The following is a 17,783-nucleotide window of genomic DNA, read 5'->3' on the forward strand; positions in this document are numbered from 1 at the left end:
TCAAAAATGAATTTGAACAGCAAAAAAAACTCCGCCAAGAATGAACGGAGTTTTCTTACTTTATTTATTCGCTTCATGAACTTTCAAAAGCTTGCCTTTAATCGTTGTATTCTTCATTGCTTTCAAAACGATTGGTCCTTTTCCATTTAGAATCTCTACATAAGAAACGTTATCCTGAATGGTGATGATGCCGATGTCGCCTGCTGTCATTCCGGGAATCTTGGCGATCGTTCCGACGAAATCGACAGCACGGATTTTCTTTTTCTTTCCTCCGTTGAAATAGAGCTTCATAATTCCTTTATTCAGCTGGGCGCTTTTGTCTTTTTTAATTTCAGGACGGGATATTATTTTTTCTTCGAATGCACCTTTTGCTTTAGAAATATCTTCGCTCGCAGGGGCAAGTGTTCTAGGAATTTCAAAGCCGATATAATCTTCAATTTCGGTAAGGAATTTTTCCTCATAGGGCGTAATGAAGGTAATCGCTTTTCCTGTTTTGCCTGCCCGGCCCGTTCTGCCAGTTCTGTGAACATAGCTTTCTTTTTCAAGCGGCAGGTCATAGTTAATGACGTGTGTAATATTATCAATATCGATTCCTCTGGCGGCGACATCTGTCGCAACTAAATAGCGGAATTTCCCCCTTTTGAAATCATTCATGACAGAAAAGCGATCTTCCTGATAAAGGCCGCCATGAATTTTATCACAAGGATAATTGGCGCGGTCTAATTGTTTAAAAACGGCATCAACCTGCTCTTGTGTTCTGCAGAAGATGATGCAGCTGTCAGGGTTTTCAACGACAGTCACAGCTTTAAGAAGCGGGAACTTCTCATCTTCTCTCACCACAATTAACGAATGTTCAATTGATGCAGTCGTCAGTCCTGCAGCTTTTATCTCAATTTCAACCGGTTTTTTCATATATTTATGGCAGAGATTTTCTACATCCTTTGGTAAAGTAGCTGAAAAGAGCATTGTAACTCTGTCCGCAGGAAGTTCATCAATAATCGCTTCTACCTGATCGATAAAGCCCATATTCAGCATTTCATCCGCTTCGTCAATAATCAGATACTGCAGCTTTTCTAACGCAAGCGTCCCTTTTTCAATATGATCAAGGACTCTTCCGGGTGTTCCGACTACAACATGAGTCTTTTGCTTCAGCTCAATTTTCTGCCTGTCAAATGGCTGTTTGCCATAGACGGCTGCCGCTTTTATCCGTTTGAACCTGCCGATGTTTGTTATATCCTCTTTTACCTGTGCAGCGAGCTCCCTTGTTGGGGTCAGAATTAAAGCTTGAGGCTTGTTTTCCTCCCACTCCACCATTTCACAGAGCGGAATGCCAAACGACGCCGTCTTCCCGCTCCCTGTTTGTGATTTCACAACAAGATCCTTCTTTTCTAAAGCGACAGGAATGACTTTATTCTGAACTTCTGTCGGTTCCGTATAATTTAAACGATCCAGCGCCCTCACAATCTCCGCGCTTAATTTATAATCAATAAACCCTTTATGACTCATTTAGCAACCTCATTTTTTCTTGTGTTTTTTCAAGTATTTAACTCATGAATCATCATTATACTTGAAATAGCTGTTAGAGCGTGATAAATATTGGTTTTTGATTCATTTTATCCGCGGACGATAAAACAAGAAAGTATAACCCTTCTTGCTTTTCCTATGTTTAAATTAATAATGATAAAATCTGCTGTATGACGTTATATTCTCGATCTGTTCCAGGTCCGGTTCATACCCGATTCCAGGACTTTCCGGGATATAAATGTATCCATCTTTCATTTCCACTTCCGGAGTAATAATATCCCGCTTCCAATAATGAGAAGAAGGGGCTGTATCTCCAGGCAGGGTGAAGTTGTTCAGTGAAGTTATGGCAATATTATGAGCTCTGCCGATTCCCGCTTCAAGCATTCCGCCGCACCACATCGGAACGTTGTGCAGCTCACATAAGTCATGAATTTTTTTTGATTCTGTGAGCCCGCCGACACGTCCGATTTTAAGATTGATAATCCTGCAGCTTCCAAGCTCAATCGCTTTTCTCGCATCTTCTGCACTATGTATGCTTTCGTCGAGACAAATAGGAGTTTTGAGCTGATCCTGCAGCCTTGCATGGTCAACAATGTCATTATGGGCCAGCGGCTGTTCAATCATTGTTAATCCGAATTCGTCGAGTGCTTTTAGGTGTTCTATATCATTCAGCGTATAAGCGCAGTTTGCATCGGCCATCAGCTGAATATGCGGAAATTCCTGACGAATTAATCTAATAATATCAACATCCCAGCCCGGCATAATTTTCACTTTAATCCGCTTATATCCGGCCTTCAAGTAACCATCGATTTGTTTTAGCATTTTCGCCTGAGATTGCTGGATCCCGACACTTACACCTACTTCGATTTTGTCTCTTGCACCGCCGAGCGCTTTCGCCAAAGTCATGTTTTTCTCTTTTGCATAGAGATCCCAAACAGCCATTTCAATCGCGGCTTTGGCATTGTAGTTACCGCGTATCTTTATAAACCGCTCTGACACCTCATCTGGATGAGTGACAGGCTCTTGATAAAGAAGCGGAATCAAGTGATCGCTAATCATATGCCAATTCGTTTTGACCGTTTCTTCATTATAGATTGGCTGCGTAATGGAAACAGATTCTCCCCAGCCTGATAACCCTGATTTCGATTTCACTTCAACTAAAATGATGTCTTTATCTTCTTCTGTTCCGACGCTTGTGGTAAAAGGATGCAGCAGATCCATCTTGATTTGCCTTAGGATAATGCTTTTAATTTCCATTTCCTTGTCCCCCATTCTCTAAGAGGTATAGATACTGGCCAATGTGACGATTATCTTTCACTAAATCGGATACCACCCATCCCTGACTTAAATAATGAGAGAACACTTCGCCAGTTTTCTCTCTCCATTTTTTAGCAAGCTGTAAATCAGCCCTTTTGATTTCCTGAAACTGTGCCGGCACGGGAACGAAAATATGCGGATCATGCAGGGATAGGTCTGTTTTTTCCGGAAAAGGAAAATTGTCTATTTCATTTGTATAAAGCGCATATGGAATGTTTGCTTCTTTCACATATACATGTTTCACATTTACTTTGTTTTGCTCATTCAAATGCCATTCGACTAAAAAACGGTCTGTCGGTATACCAGCATTTAAATTGTCCGCCATTTCGCCGTAAACATTAGGGATATATTCCTTGGCAATTGCACCTAGCTTATGTATGTTAAGATTTCCGTTGACGGTTTCCAGCGGATCGTATGTCCAGGTGATCCGGTCATACCCCATCTCAAGTGCAGTTTCTTTTTGTGCAATTTTCAGTTTTTCTCCGATACCGAATTTGCGGTAATCCGGATGGATGCCTAAGCTATGGGAAACGAGATACACTTTATTCCCGTCATATCCCGGAAAACTGTATTGAAAGCCAATGAGCACATTTTTATAAAATGCGCCCAGAATAAAGCCGCCATTTTTCACAACAGCCACACTTTGATTAACAGGAACAGAATCCTCCATACTCCAGATTATTGCCTCAAGGCGCCTGACTTCTTCCAGCTCTTTTGCCGTTTGAAGATTGCGGATAATCATTGATTCCTGCACTTCTTTTTTCAAGATTCTATCCTCCTTGTTTACCATCGCTGCTGATCTGCTTCCAGCAGCATTTGTGTTAAAATCTTAGTGCCATAAACTAAAGCCTCTTGATTAAATTGCATCTTTGGGTGATGCAAACCAGGCTTTAGGCCACAGCCGAGCCCTATCATTGTGGCGGCAATCGCCGGATTTTCCGCTGTATAAAAATGAAAGTCCTCTGCCCCGGGAGAAACACAGGCCTCTTCGGTATTCTCTTCACCCAGTATGGAAACAATCGCTTTTCTTGCTATCTCAATCGCAGGAAGGTTCTTTACCGCTGCGGGTGAGTATTCCTCTACCTTTGAAGTAATTTCCGTCTCGGTTAACTCTTCGATTTTTGTAATCGTATGCTTCGCTTTTTCCAGAAGCATCTCCATCGTGTCATTCGATTCTGCTCTCAAATCAAGTGTAAAGCGAGCGTTCTCAGGAATCGAATTGGAGGCTTCTCCCCCATGCAGTTCCGTTATTTTAATTGAATAATGATCAGATGCATTCAATTGAATTTGGCGTATCGCCCCGATTAACAGAGCGGCTGCCTCAAGCGGATTATTGCCCAGTTCCGGTCTGGCAGCGTGAGCGGGCACCCCTTTTATTACTCCTTTAATGCTTGCCGTTGAACTATGAAGAATAACTGGCGCGGCCTTTCCAAACGGAATTTCCATCACTGGACGCAAATGGATGCCGAAAAGAAACTTCACTTTCTGAAGGACGTTTTCCTCCATCATCTTAAGGGCACCCGCTGCCTTTTCTTCCGCCGGCTGGAAGATAAAACGGACCGTATGCTTCATCTTCTGTTTTGAGAGAATGAGTGCGGTATATAGGACCATTGTGCTATGAGCATCGTGGCCGCAGGAGTGGTTGGGCACGACCGCCCCGTCCACTTCCTGAACCAGTGCATCCATATCTGCACGGAGAGCAATAACATCGGACTGCTCCCCCTCAAGCTCTGCGATAAAACCGAAATGCCCTTCATAGGTTTGAATAATAAAGCCTGCATTGACTAGTTTTTCTTTTATATATTGTGAGGTTTTTTCCTCCTCCCAGCTGGGCTCTGCAAGCATATGCAGCTCCTGATACGTTTTAATTATTTCTTCCTTGTGTTCGTCTGCAGCGTGCATTCCATGTAATTGCGGCACTCCATCCATTCAAATCCCACCCCTGTGTTTGGTTTTACTCTAAAAATAATTCCTGATCCGTATAAAGCTTTTCTAATTTTTGCTGACGAAGGCTGATTCTGTCCTGATCCCGATGCTTAACACCTTCCATGATGACTTCCAGTAAACTGACAACAGAAGCAATCGAATGATCCCCCGAGTCCAGCTCCTCCTCCGTTGTTAACGTAATTTCAGCAAGCTGTCCAACAGGAGAAAACTGTCTGTTTGTAATGGCAATCACTGTTGCCCCTTGAGCTTGTGAGCATTTTGCAAGTTCTAAGGATTCTTGCCTGTACCTTGGAAACGAGAAAATAATCACCGCAGAATTTTGATTCAGATCTAGAATATCTTCAAGTGAAAAGCCCGCTGGACTTGAAAGTGCTACATTATCCCTATATAGCTTGAGGGTATAATGCAGCCAATAGGCAGCTCCATAGGAACTTCCAAATCCGCCTATATAAATGCGGTCAGACTGAATAAAGTGATCAACCGTCTTCCAAATCTCACCCTCATCGACCTGCATTAATAATTGCTGTAATACAGATGTTTCTTTCTCGATGACCGAACTGAAAATGCTCGTTTCATTTGGTTGTTTCAATTCTGCAGGCAATTCTTCAAGCCCTGCCCCCTGTTTCTTTTCCAGCCAATTCCTGCGCAGCGCCTCCTGCATGTCTGAATAACCTTTAAAACCTAGTGCATAGGCCAGACGAATAACGGTTGTCTCACTTACGCCTGCTCTTTTCCCTAATTGAAAAGCAGTGAGCAATACCCCTTCTTCCCTGTGCAGAGTAAGGAATTCAGCAGCTTTTTTCTGACCTTGCGATAAAGAGGAATAATTTTCCTTAATAATTTGAGAGATTGATTTTGGTTTCATGTCTGCTCCTTTTCATTCATATGAAGGAAAAACTTCATTTATTATATTATATTAAATTTTTTCCTTCATATTCAATCATTATTTTATTATTCAGAAATTAGCCGATAAAAAATACGGCAGATCCCCAATATAGAGATCTGCCGCATCTTATCAATCTGCTAATCTATTAATTTAATACCTTCACATTAACTTCTCTCTTACCGAATGATACTGCAGCATCTTGTGTCGGAATGAAGACATCAATGCGGTTTCCTTTAATTGCACCGCCAGTATCTTCTGCTGTTGCATAGCCGTAGCCTTCAACATATACCTTAGATCCAAGCGGAATGACGCTCGGGTCTACCGCGATTACTTTTTTATCAGGGTTCGCTTTTAAATCAACGCCTGTAGCAGTTGTTCCTGAGCAGCCTTCACAGCTTGCCGTGTATGCTGTAGCTGTTACGGTTAATTCTTTCGCAACGCCTTCTTCACTGACGTCGTTTTCTGCCACAGCACTTGCAGAAGCTTCATTTACAGAAGGGTTTTGATCCTTAGGTTCTGGCTTAGCTTCAGGCTTCGGTTCTGGAGCTGGGGCTGGGGCTGGGCTTGTATTGTCAGCATCACTGAAGATCACTAGTTCTTGACCAGGGTGGATGACATCTCCTGATAACTCGTTTTTCTCAGAAATATGCTCTACACTAGCGTCAAATTTCTCTGCGATGCTCCAAAGCGTGTCGCCTGCAACAACTGTATATACTTCTTCATCTGATATTTTTAATGTATTGTCTGCAAAAATTATGTCTGATGTTAAGTTGTTCCAGTTTTTAATATCATCAACTGAAACTTTGTGCTCCTGTGATAGGCTCCACAGAGTGTCTCCTTTATCTACTACGACCTCTTCTGCTTGCGCGCTAATTCCTGCTGTAGTTGTTAGAGCGGCTACAGCCGCTAATGAAAAGATAGTTTTTTTCATATTTTTCTTCCTCCTTCAGCAATTACGAATGTTTCCCATGTTATCACAAAAAGGAGGCTTATAAAAAACAGTGAGGTGATAAATCCATTACAATTGTAACAGCGCTATAACAATAACCTTACTAACAAACTGAAAATTCCCACTTTATTCCTTGTTTTCCTTTAAAAATTCCTTGCAATCTAGTTAATTAATCACCATTCTACTATAATGTTTCGTTATATTAGCCCAGTTTAGTATTTATGAAAGTTCATTTAGTAAAGAGTGATGTTTTATAAAAAGCCTCTTTCTGTATTTCCGATTCTACCTAAAGAAACATCTTATTTTTACCCAATTTTGGGGTAATTTCACACCCTGAAAGACCTATAGGCTTATTTTTTATAATTAGTTCTTCTGTTAACACCTTCTTTTATTAACAGAGAAGATCAGCTTAGATGTCTGGTTTCCTCTTAATCTCTTATGCAAATAGAACTATTAATTATAAGCCTATCCCCTCTTAAATTACCCCAATTTACAAAGAAACTGTTGTGCCTATACTATTAATTTTGTAATAGTGGGATTTTTCCCGCAAATATAAAAAATTCAAAGGGGAAATATATGAAAAATAATAAAGGCAAGAAGCTCATAACAGGCACACTAGCGATGGGTTTATTACTCTCCGCCTCAATTCCGTACAATACACTCGCAGAAAACCCTATCAAAACAGCTAAGATCAGCAATGTTGAAAAAGTGTTAAGCAATCTATCTGAAGAACAAAGAAGAGCTCTTGAGCAGCTGGATGTGGGCCCAGGCTTCACAATTGATCCAAAGATAAACACAACAAGCCCGGAACTCGTTCAAGTCATCGTAGAATTTAACCAGGCACCTGCTAAAGTAGATCTTCAAAAAGAAGCCTTAAAAGGAAAAAAAATCTCCTTAACCTCCGCAAAAGAAAAAGTAGAGGCATCTCATAAAGAATTTAAAGCTTATGTAAATTCCATCAAATCAAAAAAGAAACAAGCTCTTTTCGAAACGGCAGAAGTAGAAATTAAACAAGAGTATAAAAATGCCTTTAATGGTGTATCAATGACTCTGCCGGGCATTGCGGTAGAGGAACTGCTTCATTCGGGCACGGTTAAACGAATCTGGAGCAACGCAGAGGTTCAGCTTGAGCTTCCGCCTGAAGCAAAAGGCATCTCGCCTAAAATGGCGGACAGTATTCCGCAAATTGGCGTTGATAGGCTCCATGATGAAAACATCAAAGGTGCAGGAATTAAAGTCGGAGTTCTTGATACTGGCATTGACTACACACATCCTGACTTAGCCGGTGCTTACAAGGGATATAAAGCACAGACCGGACAAAATCCGGCAGCCGTGAATCCTGCTTCTGTTAAAGGCTGGGATTTTGTAGCCGATGATGCAGATCCAATGGAGACAACTTATAATGATTGGAAAGAAACGAGTGATCCTGAGATAAATCCATCTACAGGCTCATCCTATTACACTTCTCACGGAACACACGTCTCAGGAACCGTTGCAGCTCAGCAGAAAAACAATGTGGATTATGCAGTTAAAGGAGTTGCTCCTGAGGTTGACCTTTATGGATATCGTGTCTTAGGCCCTTACGGATCCGGTTATACAGAAGATGTGCTGGCGGGAATTGATAAAGCTGTCAGCGACGAAATGGATGTTATCAACCTTTCATTAGGAGCTTCAGTCAATGATCCGCTCTATCCAACATCTGTAGCCATTAATAACGCCATGCTCTCCGGTGTCGTATCCGTCGTATCTGCCGGAAACGCGGGACCAAATGAAAAAACGGTTGGTTCACCGGGAACCAGTGCTTTTGGAATTTCAGTCGGTGCATCTGACGCTGTCATTTCCATCCCGTCATTTACTGCTGCTGTGAATGACATCCGCTTTGAATCTATGAAGCTATTAGGCAAAAATTTTGCGGATCAGTTAAATGAACTTGAAGGTCAAACGCTGCCATTCATCTATGCAGGACTTGGAAACCCAGCAGATTTTAATGGAAAAGATCTCAATGGAAAAGTCGCTCTTATTGAGCGCGGCGTGCTGACATTTGATGCTAAAGTTCAAAATGCTAAGAATGCCGGGGCAGCGGCTGTCATTATTTACAACAATGCAGATGGCGACATTCCAACCTACATTGGTGAAAATACAAAGTACGTTCCAACCTTCCAGCTGTCAAAAGCAGACGGTGAAAAAATCAAGGGATTAACAGAATCCTCCATTACCTTTAATGAGTTAAAAGAAGTAAAAACAGAAGGTGATTCCCTTGCAGACTTCAGCTCAAGAGGACCTGTGAACGGAAATTACGATATCAAGCCTGATATTGTTGCTCCAGGGGTGTCTATTTTCTCTACTTATCCTGAGTATATGAATCATCCAGAAGACGGAAATGACTACACAGCAGCATACACGCGGATGCAAGGAACTTCTATGGCCGCTCCGCATATTACGGGTGTAGCAGCTCTAGTTCTGCAGCAAAATCCTGATCTTGATCCTTTTGAAGTAAAAACGGCTATTATGAATACAGCTGATGACCTTAAACAGAATTATTCCGTTTTTGAAGTCGGTGCCGGTCGCGTAGATGCTTACAATGCGGTACATTCCAAAGTTTCGGTTAAAGTGCTGGATACGACAGAAAATATTGAGAATGGTGAATATGTGGACATTCCTGAAGTTACAGGATCGATCGGTTATGGTTCCCGCTATACAAAAGAAGGAGCTGCAGTGAAAGACAGCAGAACCCTCCAAATTGTAAACAAAACCGGCAAAGCTCAGACTTACCGTACAGATGTGGAATATCATCAAGCAAGAAAAGGTGTTCAGGATGCCATTGAAAATAAAATTCAGGTAGCTGTCCCAGATACCCTTAAAGTTGGAGCCGAAAAAACGAAAGATATTCAAGCTAAAATTACGGTCCCGGAAAACGCGGAAATCGGCCGTTACGAAGGATATATTCATTTAGTGAATGAACAAAATCCTGAAGAGAAATTTCAAGTTCCTTTTGCGATCCGAGTCACTGACAAAGGAATAGACTATACGGAACTATTGCAGCCATCCGTCACAAACGATACGCAGTTCCATCAATATGCATCACCCGGTTCTCCAATGATCTTTAAGCTGAAAAGTCCATTAAAGCAGTTTGATCTTGTATTAAAAGACGCAAAAACGGGTGAGCCGTTAGGTATAACCGGAAGCTTCGACGGAACAAACGCTGTTCCGGACCGTGAATATTTCATTAGGCTTGCTTTTAGAGGAATTTTTTTCCCATTTACAGGAAATGAAGACCAGCCTATTTCAGAGGCACCTGTAAGAGTCCCTGCTGGTGAATATTCTTTAGAAATGATCGGTCATGATGAAGATGGTAAAACATACAGCGTTGCAAACGTTGCTGTAGTTGATAATACTCCGCCTAAAGTAGATCTTGATGTAGAGCCGGGTGTTGTGGAAATTGACGACAGCATGCTGACAGAGGAAGATGGCTACCGCGGACTGTGGGTTCACGGCAGTATAACAGATTCAACTGTGGATCTGCTCGCATCAAAAGGCTATGATTATACACAAAAATCAAATACAGCTGCTTATTATGAAAACAACGGACCGTTTATTGGGGGCTTTCTGAAGCTTGAGGATAATGGCGATACGAAATTCGGCGTCCTTCCTGAAGAATACGAAACAAAGCCTTATCAGCTTCGTATTTTCCCTTGGGATATTGCGACTGCAGCCAATGTTTTTGCTTCACCTAACTATGTATTTATGAAAGAAGGCACAGAGCACGCAACAAACCGCTATAACAAACAAAGTGTGAAAATCGGCAGTGAAATTACGATGACTCTTGACTTGAATAATGTGAAACGATTTATGTCCGGTGAATTTGAAATTGACAATACGTACTCTGATATTTTTAAATTCCAAAGTGTAAAAGTAAATAGAGCCTTCGATGCTCTTGCTAAGCAAAAAGGAGTTAAGGTAGACCTTCATGAAGCAGAAGTGACCGAAAAATCCGTAAAAGTTGGAGCTTCCTTATCTAAAGAAGGCTTCAAAGGATTCGACGGTGATCTTCCATTCTTGGATGTAACCTTTAAGATAATCGATGATACGTTTTACAGTTCATTGGCACTTTTCAACGTGACTAAGCTTTCATACATCAAAGCTGGACAAACGGAGCCGACTATTTTGCCTGCTTACAGCTTAGAAAGATTTAATTTCATCTCCAAACACTCACAAGTTACGGGTTCTATTTCCCCAGAAGCATTTTTGACTTCGGGAGGCTATTTAGAGAATAAAAATGATTATAGTAAAATGGGCTTCAGAGTATACGCAAAAGCAGCTGACGGCAGCACCTATCCGGGAACAATCGATGAAAGAGGCCAGTTTAAAATTCCAGGAATCCCAGTTTCTAAAGATTTCCATACAGTTTATATTGAAGCAAACGGCCATACAATAACTGCAACTAAAGTAATGCTGAGCAAGCCGGTAGATGGAAAGCTATATGGCATCAGCCAAAGAATCAATCCAAATACAAATCTTGCTGGAGATATCAACCGGGATGAAATGATTGATATCCGTGACCTCGAGATTGCAGTCAATCATTACGGCAAAACAAATCCAAGCAATCCAAACCTTGATATAGACCAAGACGGTATCGTTGGAGAAACAGACGTACGTTTTATAGAAAAGAATTTCCTAGCAATTGGGGCTTTAGCACCTGAAAAAGCAAAACCGAAAGAGAAAATCGGCAAAAATGGTCTTGCTGAATTTTTAAAGAAGATTGGTCTTGCACCTAAAAACAGCTAATATTAGATAAAAAAAGAACAGCAGATTCTGCTGTTCTTTTTTGTTTTATTTCTGAAACAAATCAAAAAGAAGGACCGTCTTATTTATATAAAAACATAAAAGGGGAAATCCATTATGATAAATCTATTAAAGAAATTGGATATGACAAAACAAGACCTGATCTTTGGAATATCAGGCGCTTTGCTTATTGCATCATTTGTACAGATTATTTCTTAGTCGTCTTTCCTTAAACAGGAAGACGTTTTTTATTAGTCTTTTTTTCTGTCCTGCTAGATTCACTCTCAAAACTTTTCTATAATAGTAGAAAAGTTGCAGCCGGGGTGAAACAAATGTTAGAGGGGAAACTGATTAAATTTTATCGCGAAAAAGAAGGATTCACACAAGGTGAACTCGTACAGGGCATTTGCTCTGTCACCCATTTAAGTAAAATTGAACGGGGCATAACGGAGTATTCAGGAGAGATCACTTTTTTACTATCAAAAAGATTAAAAATTGATTTGGAAACAGAAGTGATCCGCTATAACAAACTCAATGAAAAACTGACGGAATGGCACGAAGCGATGATCATGCAAAGAACACAGGAAGTGGAGATTCTTAAAAATGAAATCGAACAGGAAACGCTAAAGGACTTGCCGGATTATTTAATTCTATACCGCTTATTGCTTTCTAAATATTATCTTTTTACGAACCAGCTGGAAAAAGCGAAACAGCTCATTTTCACGTTAAACAAGCAGGAGCACTCTCTTCCCGCATATGAACAGAATCTTCTGAAGCATGTCCTTGGAATCTATTATTTTCTGAGCGCGCAATTCAATGATTGTATACAGATTCTTAAAAGCATTGACCAAACACAATATAATCATCATGAATTCTATTATCACCTTGCGATTGCCTATCACTCCATTCATTCAAATATAACATCCTATTATTACGCGGAAAAAGCCCTTCATTACTTTCGCAGAACGTTAAACATCTTAAGAATCATCGATACTGAAACTATTATGATCGCCCAGCTTAACGCAAAGGAGCTTCATGACTTTGAAGATACGAAGCGAAAGTATGACTCCCTCCTGAAACTGTGTGATGCCTGTAAGGCACAGGACCGGAAGGCAAAGCTCTATCATAACCTTGCGTTTGAACACTCCAGGCGCAAATTATATAGAGAAGCATCTGACATTTATCAGACTGCAATGAGACTCATTACCACTGAAAACCCGCATTATTTAACTACATTCGAAAGCTACCTTTCAGCCTGCCACAAAGGAAAGCTATTGCCTGAGACAGAGCTGATCTCACTTGCTAAAGAAGGATTGCAGCTATGCAAAAAGAGAAATGATAGAAGGTTTGTTGATTTTCAGCTGCTGCTCTACTTATTTCAAAAGCAGGAAATCCGTTATTATCAATATATAGAATCAACTGCCCTAAACCATTTTCGCGACAGCGGCTATAATATCCTTGTTGATCATTACGAGAAGAAATTATTCCATTACTTTTTAAAACACAATGAAACGGAAAAAGCTTTAAATCTCGCTGAATCCTTGCTTAAAGGCAAAAGAAGTTTTTATGATTATGAATGAATTTCTCCGGATGAAAAAACCCCTTATTAAAAGGGGTTTTTGTTGTTTCTCTTCCTCTGTTAACCTTGTATCTTTCTATAATTATTTTAAGTTTATCCATAGTTTTGATAAATAATTTAGTAAATAAAAATATATCATTATTTTTCTCCATTTATACAAAACCTGTAACATCAGCATTTTTAAACCTTAAAACACTTTAATTATCAGAAAAATAAAAATAATAATTGTAAGCCTTTTCATAATTTGGTATCATTCTCTTAGTAAACAATTTAGTAAATATATTGATTTTATTACTAAAAATAAAACAGCCGATGAGAGGTAATACAGATGGCCACTATAAAAGATATTGCCTTATTGTCCAATGTATCGGCTTCTACAGTTTCTAGAGTGCTGAATAATGACAAATTGATTTCGGTACAAGAGGAAACCCGGATGCGGATTTTTGAAGCCGCCAAGGAGCTGGGGTATAAGACAATCTATGAACGCCGAATTACAAAACGAACAGAAAAAAAAAGCCTTAGTATAGGCATCGTGCTTTGCCAATCATTAGAAGAAGAGCTGAATGATCCTTATTTTTTGTCCATCAGGCAAGGAATTGAAGAAGAGCTGAAAAACCAGGGAATCAACAATAGCGCTATGTTCAGATTATATGACATGGAGACGAATCAGATGGTTCGCGACTTAGACGGTATCTTAGTTGTTGGAATTATTAATGATCAGGCATTAAAAATGATCAGTAACCATAGTGATAACGTCGTTTATGTCAATCATTCACCCGATGAAGACCTCTACGATTCTGTCATCATAGATTTTGAAAAAGGGACTGAAAGAGCATTGAGGCATTTCCTGAATGCTGGACACACAGAAATAGGCTTTATTGGAGGAGTTGAGCGTGAGCATTTAAATCATGCAAAGGTAGTGGTTGAAAATCAGCGGCTTATTACCTTTGAGCGAATCATGGAAAAAGAAGGAATACTTAATCAGGAGTCTATTTTTATAGGTGAATATACAATGGCATCCGGATATGAACTTATGAAAAAAGCATTGAACAATCCTATTTATCCTAAAGCCTTTTTCATTTCAAGTGATCCCATGGCAATTGGAGCATTAAGAGCTGTTCAGGAAGCAGGCCTCTCCGTGCCTGATGATGTTGCCATCATTGGCTTTGATGACATAGAAATGGCCAAATTCTGCAGTACCCCTTTAACGACAGTGAAAGTTCATACAAAAGAAATGGGCAAAACAGGAGTTAAACTTTTAATAGATAGGATTCATGGAAGAAAGATGCCGTTAAAAGTGACCGTATCTACGGAGTTAATCATAAGGCAGAGCTGCGGAGTGTCTCAAGATGCTACATGAAAAGTAAAATTTATAAGTTTCCATATTAAAATTGATAAGGAGGTGATGCGTTGGGAGGAAATCTGCAGACAGAGGTGACAATTAGAAGCTTAATAGTCCTGACTTCTAATTTTTATTAAATCAGAAAATAACAGTGACGGCCAATCACAAATCTACAGGACTATTAAACTTTAACTCCTAATCGATGGTGCCACTATCATTATATAGTAGCCCCATTCTACTATCAAGAATTGCAAATTTTTCTCTTTTAGCTGTGGAATTGAAATGCTTATCTAAAAATGAAGAATTTAGTTTGTGCTAATACTAAAGGAATTTGGGGGCCTTTTTATGAAGAAATTATTCAAGGCATTTATTCTTACAGCAGCTATGACTGCAATAGCGTCAGGCTGCAGCAGCCAAGGATCAAGCGGTAATGGAAAAACGGAATTGACACTTTTCTCAACAGTAACTAATGAATCTGATCAAAAAACCCTTACAGCAGTCATTAAAAAATTCGAAGACAAAAATCCGGATATTGATATAAAAGAAAATTATCCTGCTGATGGGTATGAAGGCATGCTTCGTGTAAAAATGGCAGCAAATGATATGCCAGACCTATTCGATACACATGGGTGGGCTAAAAATCGCTACGGTGAATATACAGAAGATTTAAGCAGCATGGCTTGGGCTGAGTCTCTTGATCCTGCTTTAAATCCGATTCTTAAAGACGATTCAGGTAAAGTATATGCCTATCCTCTAAACCAAGCAAAAGACGGTATTACATATAATGCGACTTTATTGGAGGAATACGGGATAGAACCGCCATCTACTTTTGATGAATTTATGAAAGCACTTGAAACGATTAAAAAGAAAAGCGATGGAGAAGTGACACCTCTATGGTTTGCAGGATCAGACAAGTCTGCATTTGGACAATTCTTTGATCAGTTCTCTACCCCATTATTAGTTACAGACAAGGAAAATAACTTTGAAAAAGAATTGCTGGATGGTTCGTTTGATTGGTCGAATTATACGTATTTGCCAGAGAAGCTAAAAGAAATGTTTGATAAGGGACTTCTTAATGAAGATGTTTTAACTGCACAAAACCATCAAATGACTGAACTGATGGCTCAGAATAAAATTGGGTTTATCATCGGCGGGGGGATGCTTGGACCTTCAGTGGAGGAGCTTAATCCTGACGTACAGCTTGGAGTCATCCCTATGCCCGCTATTCACGAAGGTGATGAGCAAAGCTGGATTGGCGGGGAACGGCATACCTTAGCTGTCTGGAAAGATTCCAAGAAAAAAGAAGAGGCAAAAAAATTCATTGAATTTATATCACAGCCTGAAATTGTAAAAGAGATTGCTGAAGGAACATCTCTTCCTCCAGGTTTAACAAACACTGAATCCAAAAATTATTATTCTGAATATTTCGAAAAATACAAAGACATAAAGGTACAGCCCTACTTTGACAGAGTCTTTTTGCCAAGCGGAATGTGGGACCCAATGGGAGCAACTGGTCAAGAGTTATTAACTGGAACAATGACGCCAAAACAGGTTTCAAACAAAATGAGTGAAGAATACGATCGATTATTAAATCAAAAATAAACGTTTGATGTTGCTGATCCGGAAAGGGCAGACAGCATTCTGCCCCTTTTAATTAAATCCCAAATGCCTTAAATAGGAGTTGGAAGGATAATGATTGGAGTCGAAACGCAAAACACAGCTATAACGAAATCAAAATTAAAAAGCAGATTAAAAAAACAGCAAGAATCCTCTTTATGGTGGATGTACCTCCCTGCCCTTTTTGCAGTCAGTTTTTTCATTCTATATCCTTTTCTTAATGGTTTGAAGATATCGTTTACGAACTGGAATGGATTTTCACAAACCTATGATTATGTAGGATTCAGTCAGTATCTGCGCATGCTGCAGGATCCTGATACCTGGCTTATTGTGAAAAATACCCTGCTTTATGGACTCGGCAGTACATTTTTCCAAAATATCATTGGACTCTTGTATGCCCTGCTCTTGAATCAAAGCATTAAAATGCGTTCTATTACACGGACGATTATCTACTTGCCGGTTATCATCAGTCCTTTAATCATGGGATACATCTGGTATTTCTTCTTTTCTTTTCAGGGAGGAGCATTAAATGACGTACTGGTTTTTCTGGGATTAGATAAAATTAATGCATTAGCAGACCCTGCAATCAATACTTGGATCATTGTATTTGTGAATACGTATCAGTTTGTCGGTGTTGCTATGATTATTTATCTTGCAGGACTGCAGAGCATATCCAAAGATTTCTATGAAGCCGCGCAAATTGATGGTGCATCTTCTCTTCAGCAATTTAAAAATATTACATTGCCGCTGTTGATGCCTTCTATAACAATCAATATGGTGCTGAATATTATCGGAGGTCTAAAATTATTTGATGTCATCGTTGCACTTACAAACGGCGGACCGGGGAATGCCTCACAATCGATGTCTACTTTTATGTACGATCTTTATTTTAATAGACAGGATGCTGGATATGCAGCAACACAAGGTATTTTAATGGCTGTCATTATTTTAGTGATCAGTCTTGCAGCGCTGATGTATTTTAAACGCAAGGAGGTCGAAGCTTAATGGACTATATGAATAAGAGAAAAAAGGTTGTTTTGTCAATTATTGCATCTTTGATTGCTTTATTTCATTTAGTTCCCTTTTACATTTTAATCACGACCTCTTTAAAAGCAAAGGGAGACTTTACTTCAAAATGGATTTTCCCAGATTATTTTACTGTTGAAAATTTTACTGAAGCCTGGAATATGGCAAATCTGGGGAATGCATTTATTAATACGAGTGTTATTACATTTTTTTCAGCATTGCTGCTAATTTTTTTTGGATCTATGGCAGCTTACGCTCTTGCCAGAAGGCAGACGAAATTAAACAAATTTGTTTACATGCTTTTCATCGCGATAATGGTCATTCCCCCTTTAACAGCACTAGTGCCTCTGTATCAGCTTGTTGTTGATATCGGAATGATGAATACGCATGAAATTGCGATTTTTAATAATGTCGCTGCTTATTTGCCTCTTGCCATATTTCTATATGCCGGTTTCATCCGTTCAACGGTGCCAAAGGAGCTTGAAGAAGCAGCTAAAATCGATGGTGCAAATACACTGGTAATCTTTTTTAAAATCGTATTTCCATTATTAAAACCTGTTACTGCATCGATTTTAATTATCTCCAGTGTTTATATATGGAATGATTATCAATTTGCCATCTTTTTCCTTCAGGCCGAAGAAGTGAAGACATTGACTGTAGCACTGGCAGGATTCTTTGGACAAAATGCAAATAATCTTAATCTCGTTGCAGCAGCTGCCATCATGGCAGTCGCCCCAATGGCCATTCTTTTCTTGCTTTTGCAAAAACATTTTGTAAAAGGATTAGCTTCAGGATCTGTTAAAGGTTAATGACT

General features: G+C 39.7%; 12 protein-coding genes. 6 read left to right on the forward strand and 6 right to left on the reverse strand.

Going from position 1 to position 17,783, the window contains the following annotated elements:
• Positions 1–60: 60 nt before the first annotated feature.
• From QLQ22_RS20625 to QLQ22_RS20650, 6 genes are all read right to left on the reverse strand, one after another.
• Positions 61–1,506 (reverse strand): DEAD/DEAH box helicase, encoded by a 1,446-nt coding sequence (locus tag QLQ22_RS20625; RefSeq protein ID WP_223437647.1) that lies wholly within the window; start codon positions 1,504–1,506, stop codon positions 61–63.
• A gap of 165 nt (positions 1,507–1,671) precedes the next feature.
• Positions 1,672–2,781 carry an o-succinylbenzoate synthase gene (gene menC, locus QLQ22_RS20630; RefSeq protein WP_223437648.1) on the reverse strand — a complete coding sequence of 370 codons (1,110 nt, stop codon included), beginning with the start codon at positions 2,779–2,781 and terminating at the stop codon, positions 1,672–1,674.
• Complete coding sequence (locus tag QLQ22_RS20635; RefSeq protein WP_223437650.1) at positions 2,771–3,607, reverse strand: GNAT family N-acetyltransferase; 837 nt, start codon at positions 3,605–3,607, stop codon at positions 2,771–2,773. Before QLQ22_RS20635 ends, menC begins: the two co-directional genes overlap by 11 nt.
• A gap of 17 nt (positions 3,608–3,624) precedes the next feature.
• Positions 3,625–4,770 (reverse strand): amidohydrolase, encoded by a 1,146-nt coding sequence (locus tag QLQ22_RS20640; RefSeq protein ID WP_252207315.1) that lies wholly within the window; start codon positions 4,768–4,770, stop codon positions 3,625–3,627.
• Between the two features lie 25 nt (positions 4,771–4,795).
• On the reverse strand, positions 4,796–5,653 hold the full coding sequence (locus QLQ22_RS20645; RefSeq protein WP_223437653.1) for a MurR/RpiR family transcriptional regulator: 858 nt from the start codon (positions 5,651–5,653) through the stop codon (positions 4,796–4,798).
• A gap of 166 nt (positions 5,654–5,819) precedes the next feature.
• Positions 5,820–6,605, reverse strand: coding sequence for a 3D domain-containing protein (locus QLQ22_RS20650; RefSeq protein ID WP_223437655.1), 786 nt, complete (start codon positions 6,603–6,605; stop codon positions 5,820–5,822).
• A gap of 594 nt (positions 6,606–7,199) precedes the next feature.
• Here QLQ22_RS20650 and QLQ22_RS20655 point away from each other — a divergent pair.
• The 6 genes from QLQ22_RS20655 (at position 7,200) to QLQ22_RS20680 (ending at position 17,778) form a co-directional block, all read left to right on the forward strand.
• Positions 7,200–11,408: a S8 family serine peptidase gene (locus QLQ22_RS20655; protein ID WP_284015450.1), complete on the forward strand. Its 4,209-nt coding sequence runs from the start codon at positions 7,200–7,202 to the stop codon at positions 11,406–11,408.
• A 329-nt stretch (positions 11,409–11,737) separates the two neighbouring features.
• The gene (locus QLQ22_RS20660; protein WP_223437659.1) at positions 11,738–12,985 is read left to right on the forward strand and encodes a helix-turn-helix domain-containing protein; all 1,248 of its coding nucleotides are present in this window, start codon (positions 11,738–11,740) and stop codon (positions 12,983–12,985) included.
• A 327-nt stretch (positions 12,986–13,312) separates the two neighbouring features.
• On the forward strand, positions 13,313–14,344 hold the full coding sequence (locus tag QLQ22_RS20665; RefSeq protein WP_284015451.1) for a LacI family DNA-binding transcriptional regulator: 1,032 nt from the start codon (positions 13,313–13,315) through the stop codon (positions 14,342–14,344).
• A 327-nt stretch (positions 14,345–14,671) separates the two neighbouring features.
• Positions 14,672–15,928 (forward strand): ABC transporter substrate-binding protein, encoded by a 1,257-nt coding sequence (locus QLQ22_RS20670; protein ID WP_284015452.1) that lies wholly within the window; start codon positions 14,672–14,674, stop codon positions 15,926–15,928.
• Positions 15,929–16,108: 180 nt separating this feature from the next.
• The gene (locus QLQ22_RS20675) at positions 16,109–16,948 is read left to right on the forward strand and encodes a carbohydrate ABC transporter permease (protein WP_420828882.1); all 840 of its coding nucleotides are present in this window, start codon (positions 16,109–16,111) and stop codon (positions 16,946–16,948) included.
• The gene (locus QLQ22_RS20680) at positions 16,948–17,778 is read left to right on the forward strand and encodes a carbohydrate ABC transporter permease (protein WP_284015454.1); all 831 of its coding nucleotides are present in this window, start codon (positions 16,948–16,950) and stop codon (positions 17,776–17,778) included. The genes QLQ22_RS20675 and QLQ22_RS20680 overlap by 1 nt, the downstream gene beginning before the upstream one ends.
• Positions 17,779–17,783 lie beyond the last annotated feature (5 nt).

Origin of the sequence: Metabacillus hrfriensis (assembly GCF_030127205.1) — a bacterium.
Taxonomy (GTDB): domain Bacteria; phylum Bacillota; class Bacilli; order Bacillales; family Bacillaceae; genus Bacillus_P; species Bacillus_P dongyingensis.

What these genes read in the sequence shown, in the direction of transcription:
- QLQ22_RS20625 (WP_223437647.1), bottom strand. Translation starts at nt 1,506, where the DNA reads ATGAGTCATAAAGGGTTTATTGATTATAAATTAAGCGCGGAGATTGTG.
- menC (WP_223437648.1), bottom strand. Translation starts at nt 2,781, where the DNA reads ATGGAAATTAAAAGCATTATCCTAAGGCAAATCAAGATGGATCTGCTG.
- QLQ22_RS20640 (WP_252207315.1), bottom strand. Translation starts at nt 4,770, where the DNA reads ATGGATGGAGTGCCGCAATTACATGGAATGCACGCTGCAGACGAACAC.
- QLQ22_RS20645 (WP_223437653.1), bottom strand. Translation starts at nt 5,653, where the DNA reads ATGAAACCAAAATCAATCTCTCAAATTATTAAGGAAAATTATTCCTCT.
- QLQ22_RS20650 (WP_223437655.1), bottom strand. Translation starts at nt 6,605, where the DNA reads ATGAAAAAAACTATCTTTTCATTAGCGGCTGTAGCCGCTCTAACAACT.
- QLQ22_RS20655 (WP_284015450.1), top strand. Translation starts at nt 7,200, where the DNA reads ATGAAAAATAATAAAGGCAAGAAGCTCATAACAGGCACACTAGCGATG.
- QLQ22_RS20660 (WP_223437659.1), top strand. Translation starts at nt 11,738, where the DNA reads ATGTTAGAGGGGAAACTGATTAAATTTTATCGCGAAAAAGAAGGATTC.
- QLQ22_RS20665 (WP_284015451.1), top strand. Translation starts at nt 13,313, where the DNA reads ATGGCCACTATAAAAGATATTGCCTTATTGTCCAATGTATCGGCTTCT.
- QLQ22_RS20670 (WP_284015452.1), top strand. Translation starts at nt 14,672, where the DNA reads ATGAAGAAATTATTCAAGGCATTTATTCTTACAGCAGCTATGACTGCA.
- QLQ22_RS20675 (WP_420828882.1), top strand. Translation starts at nt 16,109, where the DNA reads ATGTACCTCCCTGCCCTTTTTGCAGTCAGTTTTTTCATTCTATATCCT.
- QLQ22_RS20680 (WP_284015454.1), top strand. Translation starts at nt 16,948, where the DNA reads ATGGACTATATGAATAAGAGAAAAAAGGTTGTTTTGTCAATTATTGCA.